Raw genomic sequence first — 4,826 nt, 5'->3', positions numbered from 1 at the left:
GTAGGGATAACATCCCCGCTGCGATCGCCCCAGGGTAGCTGCCTGAGTCTCGTCCTAATATCATCTAGTGTTAATCACTGAGGTCACTCCCATGAAAAACAATCCAGCCCTACGCGAGTCGCCTCGCAGTCAACCCGCCGGTGTGATTCCGGCTCAGCGTGATGCTTCTATTTTGGACTGGCTGGAAGGTACCAACCGTCTCTTGGAGCGCGAAACGGTGGGTAATCCATTTGGCCCTGAGGAAGAGGAAGAAATCACAGAACTCATGGATAGCAATGATGATAGCTTCGACGATGACGACGATGATGATCTCGATCTAGACGACTAATCGGCAAGGTCAACGGGCTGGCCCCGATCGCTCCCTGCTGATCTCAGGCGGCGATGCGGGTTCCATAAGCCTGTAGAATGCAAGTCAATACCTTGGGCATGTTGCCTAGGCGGAGTGAGGAATAGAGGACGCTATCTCAGTTATCACCTTTAGATAGACCTGAGATGGGCAGGAAACCGTTCCGGTGGTGTGAGTTGTGTTGGTGTGAGGAAACCCAATCGTGGATGCAAAAATTAGCAGACTGGAGCAGCAAAGGCTAGGTAAGCTGTCTGGGACGGCCCTCCTGTGGATGCTGTTCTCGTTTTTGAGCCTAGCCGCAGCCATGCTCGACTGGCAGGCTGAGCGGTTGTTGAGCCCAATATCTCTCTTGCTACCCCTTTGGGGTGTGGGAGCGATCGCTGCGACCCTAGGTCACTGGGTTGTACCGATGTTGCGATCGCTGAAGGCAGGGCAGATTATTCGGGAAGACGGCCCCCAGGCCCACCTGCGCAAAACCGGCACGCCTACCATGGGCGGCATCTTCTTCATTCCAGCAGCGATCGCCCTCGCTGTAGTTTGGTCAGGTTTTTCGTCGGAGGTTTTAGCCGTCTCTGCTCTGACCTTGGCCTACGCCGCCATTGGCTGGCTGGACGACTGGCAAATTCTCCGCCGCAAATCCAACAAGGGCATCTCCCCCCGCACCAAACTAGCTCTTCAGGTGACGGCGGGCGGCCTCTTCTGCCTATGGCTCTACACCCATCAATCCGTTGATGTTACCTATTTAGCTTTGCCCCTCGGCTGGGGAATTCCCCTAGGTCTACTATTCTGGCCGATTGCCTGGTTTGCCCTAGTCGCTGAAAGTAATGCTACTAATTTGACTGATGGCGTCGATGGTCTGGCGGCCGGCACGAGTGCGATCGCCTTTTTGGGATTAGGCGTCCTAGCCGCCCCAACCTCTATGGGACTGTTGCTCTTCTGCGCCTGCATGGCGGGCGGCTGCGTTGGCTTTTTGATACACAACCGCAACCCAGCCCGGGTCTTCATGGGCGACACCGGCTCCCTGGCCCTAGGTGGTGCCTTGGCAGCGGTGGCCTTGCTCAGCCAAAACCTCTTCAGCCTGCTGATTCTTGGCGGTATTTTCTTGGTAGAAACCCTCTCTGTGATTGCCCAGGTTGGCTACTATAAAGCCACGAAAGATGAGCAGGGTATTGGCAAACGCCTCTTCAAAATGTCTCCCCTCCACCACCACTTCGAACTATCGGGCTGGGCAGAAACCCAGGTGGTTGGCCGGTTTTATCTGGCGGGTGGGGTGTTAGCGATCGCTTGCCTGCTTCTGCAAGCAGCCCACTGGGGGTAACGCCCACCAGGGTTGCACAACTAAAAGAACGTATGTTCTAATAGACAGAACCCATGTATTAACCGCTGACCCTAGGGGGTACAGCGCTATAGCCTGGAATGCTTCCAGATATACCACTCGGTTCTGTCATACAAGGCTCCCTCAGCCAAGGGCTGGATGTGCGGCTGCATCCAGGAATTTCGGTTGAGGATATGCGGGTCGGCAAATTTCTGGTGATCCAAGGGGTGCGATCGCGTTTTTTCTGCATGTTGACCGACGTAACGCTCTGCGCCGCCAGCCCTCGCATTTTGGCTAACCCCCCCGATCCCAGCAACACCTATCTGCAAGACGTCTTGGCTGGCACCGGCACCTATGGCACCATTAGCCTGACTCCCATGCTCATGTTTACACCGTCCCAAGAGGGTGTCGAAGAGTTTGCTACAGGTGAATCTGACGGCTCTGTCGCTATGAGCCTGCTGCCCGTCAAAACTATTCCCGGTCATTTCAGCCAGGTCTACGATGCCCTAGAGCGCGACTTCCGTACCGTCTTTGGCTGGGAAGACGATCCCCACCGTCACAACTTCTCCATTGGCCGCCCCATTGATATGGACGTGCCCATTTGCATAGACCTCGATCGCTTTGTGGAGCGTAGCAACGGGATATTTGGCAAATCGGGCACTGGCAAATCCTTTCTCACCCGATTGCTGCTATCGGGCATCATCCGCAAACAGGCCGCCGTCAACCTGATCTTTGACATGCATTCGGAATATGGCTGGGAAGCCGCCAAGGAAGGCAAGCAGTTCAGCACCGTGAAAGGTCTACGGCAGTTATTTCCAGGACAGGTGCAAATCTACACCCTAGACTCGGCCTCCACCAAGCGGCGAGGGGTGCGCGACGCCCAAGATCTCTACATCAGCTATGACCAAATTGATGTCGAAGATCTGATGCTGGTGCGGCAAGAGCTGAACCTATCGGAAGCTAGCCTGGAAAATGCCATCATCCTGCGCAACGAGTTTGGCAAAACCTGGATCACGCGCCTACTGTCGATGAACAATGAGGAGATCCAGGAATTTTGCGAGGTGAAAATGGGCAGTAAGTCATCCATTATGGCCCTGCAGCGCAAGCTCACTCGTCTGGATGACTTGAAATACCTGCGCCATACCTGTCCCCACAATTATGTCGATCAAATTCTGGCATCCCTAGAAGCCGGAAAGCATGTGGTGGTGGAGTTTGGCTCCCAGTCTAATCTGCTGTCCTACATGCTGGCTACCAATGTGATTGCCCGCCGCATTCATGCCAGCTATGTACGCAAGTCGGAGACTTTTTTGCAAACCAAAAATCCCAGCGATCGCCCCCGACAACTGGTGATTACTATCGAAGAAGCCCATCGCTTTCTCGACACAGCCACCGTGCGGCAAACGATCTTTGGCACGATTGCCCGCGAGATGCGCAAATATTTTGTCACTCTACTGGTGGTCGATCAACGGCCGTCGGGCATTGATAACGAGGTGATGTCCCAGGTGGGCACCCGAATTACAGCCCTCCTTAACGATGACAAAGATATTGACGCTATTTTCACCGGTGTGTCAGGTGGGCAGAATTTGCGATCGGTCTTGGCTAAGCTAGATTCCAAACAACAGGCCTTAATTCTCGGTCATGCCGTTCCCATGCCCGTGGTCATTCAAACCCGTCCCTACGATGAGACCTTCTACGCAGATATTGGAGAGGCAGATTGGGAGCAAGCCTCCACCGAAAAGGTTCTCAAAGCTGCCAAAACAGCCAAAGCTGACCTGGGTTTCTAATGAATGTTGACCCATATGTTGACCTACTGGCCAACACCGTCACCGTCTTCTAGGCCAGCCTAGGAAGCGTCACACCCTTTCCTCCTCCCCAAACCGATAGCAGGTACGGTTATTACTGTGCAATCTCCGTACCTAGTACCTGCAGTTAACTTGGCACTATTGATATCAAGATGGTTCCTTGCCCACTTGGTTCATCCGTCTTCACGACCTGCCTGTTTCTCGATGGCTGAGCACGCTGTTTCGATACGTTGAGACCCTATGGATGCCATCTTGTGTTCAACGAAAATGCGTCAATTGGGCAAACTATTTCCAAAGACTCCATCAAGTTCACCCTTTAGGATGAGTCCAGACGTCTTTACGCAACCCTAAACTTGTATTACGATGGAGTCAAGTCGAAGTCATAATGAATTCGTTTAGTTGATGTGATAGCAACACCGAGTTTATCCAGAACCTTGCACGTTGTTGCTCCAGGTTATGACTTCGAGATTCGCCACTACACCTGATGTAACGAGTCTGGATTGGGCAGCTCAAAGGCTGTATCACCGTCATCCCGTTTAGTTTGCATGAGCCATGATGGTTGCCAGTTGCGCGATCCCCTCGCCAACACATCATCCTATTCACCTGCTTTTTCCATGACCCTAGCGTTCTGATGAACCTGAGATGTCGCTAAGTGGTCTGTAGTTAAGATTCACCCTGTTATTCGTTTCCTAGCCACCCATAGCAACGCAGTGTTTTTTCTCTGCGGTTGCCTAGCGTTTTCCTATAGTCATGTATTCGTCTCGACGGAGCACCGATCAGTCCCATGCCAACTGCAAATCTTAATGCCAGTCCCTCTACTACCAAGTCCGCTCCACCCGCCTACACGGCTGACATGGTGCGTACCTATCTTCATGAAATTGGTCGTGTTCCCCTACTAACCCACGAGCAAGAAATTGTCTTGGGTAAACAGGTGCAGCGGATGATGCATTTGCTAGAGGTCAAAGAGCAGCTTGCTGAATCCCTAGGACAAGACCCCACTGATGCAGAATGGGCAGAACAGGCCCAAGTGTCTGAGGCGGAGCTGCGGGATCAGTTGCACAAAGGGCACCGCTCTAAGCAGAAAATGATCGAAGCCAACCTGCGTTTGGTTGTGGCGATCGCCAAGAAGTACCAAAAGCGTAACCTAGAATTCCTCGACTTGATCCAAGAAGGCACCCTAGGTCTAGAGCGCGGGGTTGAAAAGTTTGATCCCACTAAGGGCTATAAGTTTTCCACCTACGCCTACTGGTGGATTCGTCAGGCGATCACCCGAGCGATCGCTCAACAGGCTCGCACCATTCGCCTCCCCATTCACATTACCGAAAAGCTGAACAAGATCAAAAAGGTGCAGCGAGAGCTCACC

General features: G+C 53.0%; 4 protein-coding genes. All 4 read left to right on the top strand.

Going from position 1 to position 4,826, the window contains the following annotated elements:
• Positions 1-91: 91 nt before the first annotated feature.
• On the top strand, positions 92-328 hold the full coding sequence (locus V6D20_17230; protein ID HEY9817525.1) for a DUF3134 domain-containing protein: 237 nt from the start codon (positions 92-94) through the stop codon (positions 326-328).
• Between the two features lie 220 nt (positions 329-548).
• On the top strand, positions 549-1,664 hold the full coding sequence (gene mraY, locus V6D20_17225) for a phospho-N-acetylmuramoyl-pentapeptide-transferase (GenBank protein HEY9817524.1): 1,116 nt from the start codon (positions 549-551) through the stop codon (positions 1,662-1,664).
• Positions 1,665-1,762: 98 nt separating this feature from the next.
• Entirely contained in the window at positions 1,763-3,445 is a 1,683-nt protein-coding gene (locus tag V6D20_17220) for an ATP-binding protein (protein ID HEY9817523.1), read from the top strand.
• Between the two features lie 802 nt (positions 3,446-4,247).
• Positions 4,248-4,826 (top strand): sigma-70 family RNA polymerase sigma factor (locus V6D20_17215; GenBank protein HEY9817522.1); only part of this gene is annotated, 579 nt, incomplete at its 3' end.

The sequence above is a fragment of the Candidatus Obscuribacterales bacterium genome (genome assembly GCA_036703605.1).
Lineage (GTDB): Bacteria > Cyanobacteriota > Cyanobacteriia > RECH01 > RECH01 > RECH01.
This window is presented reverse-complemented; position numbering and strand designations above follow the sequence as displayed.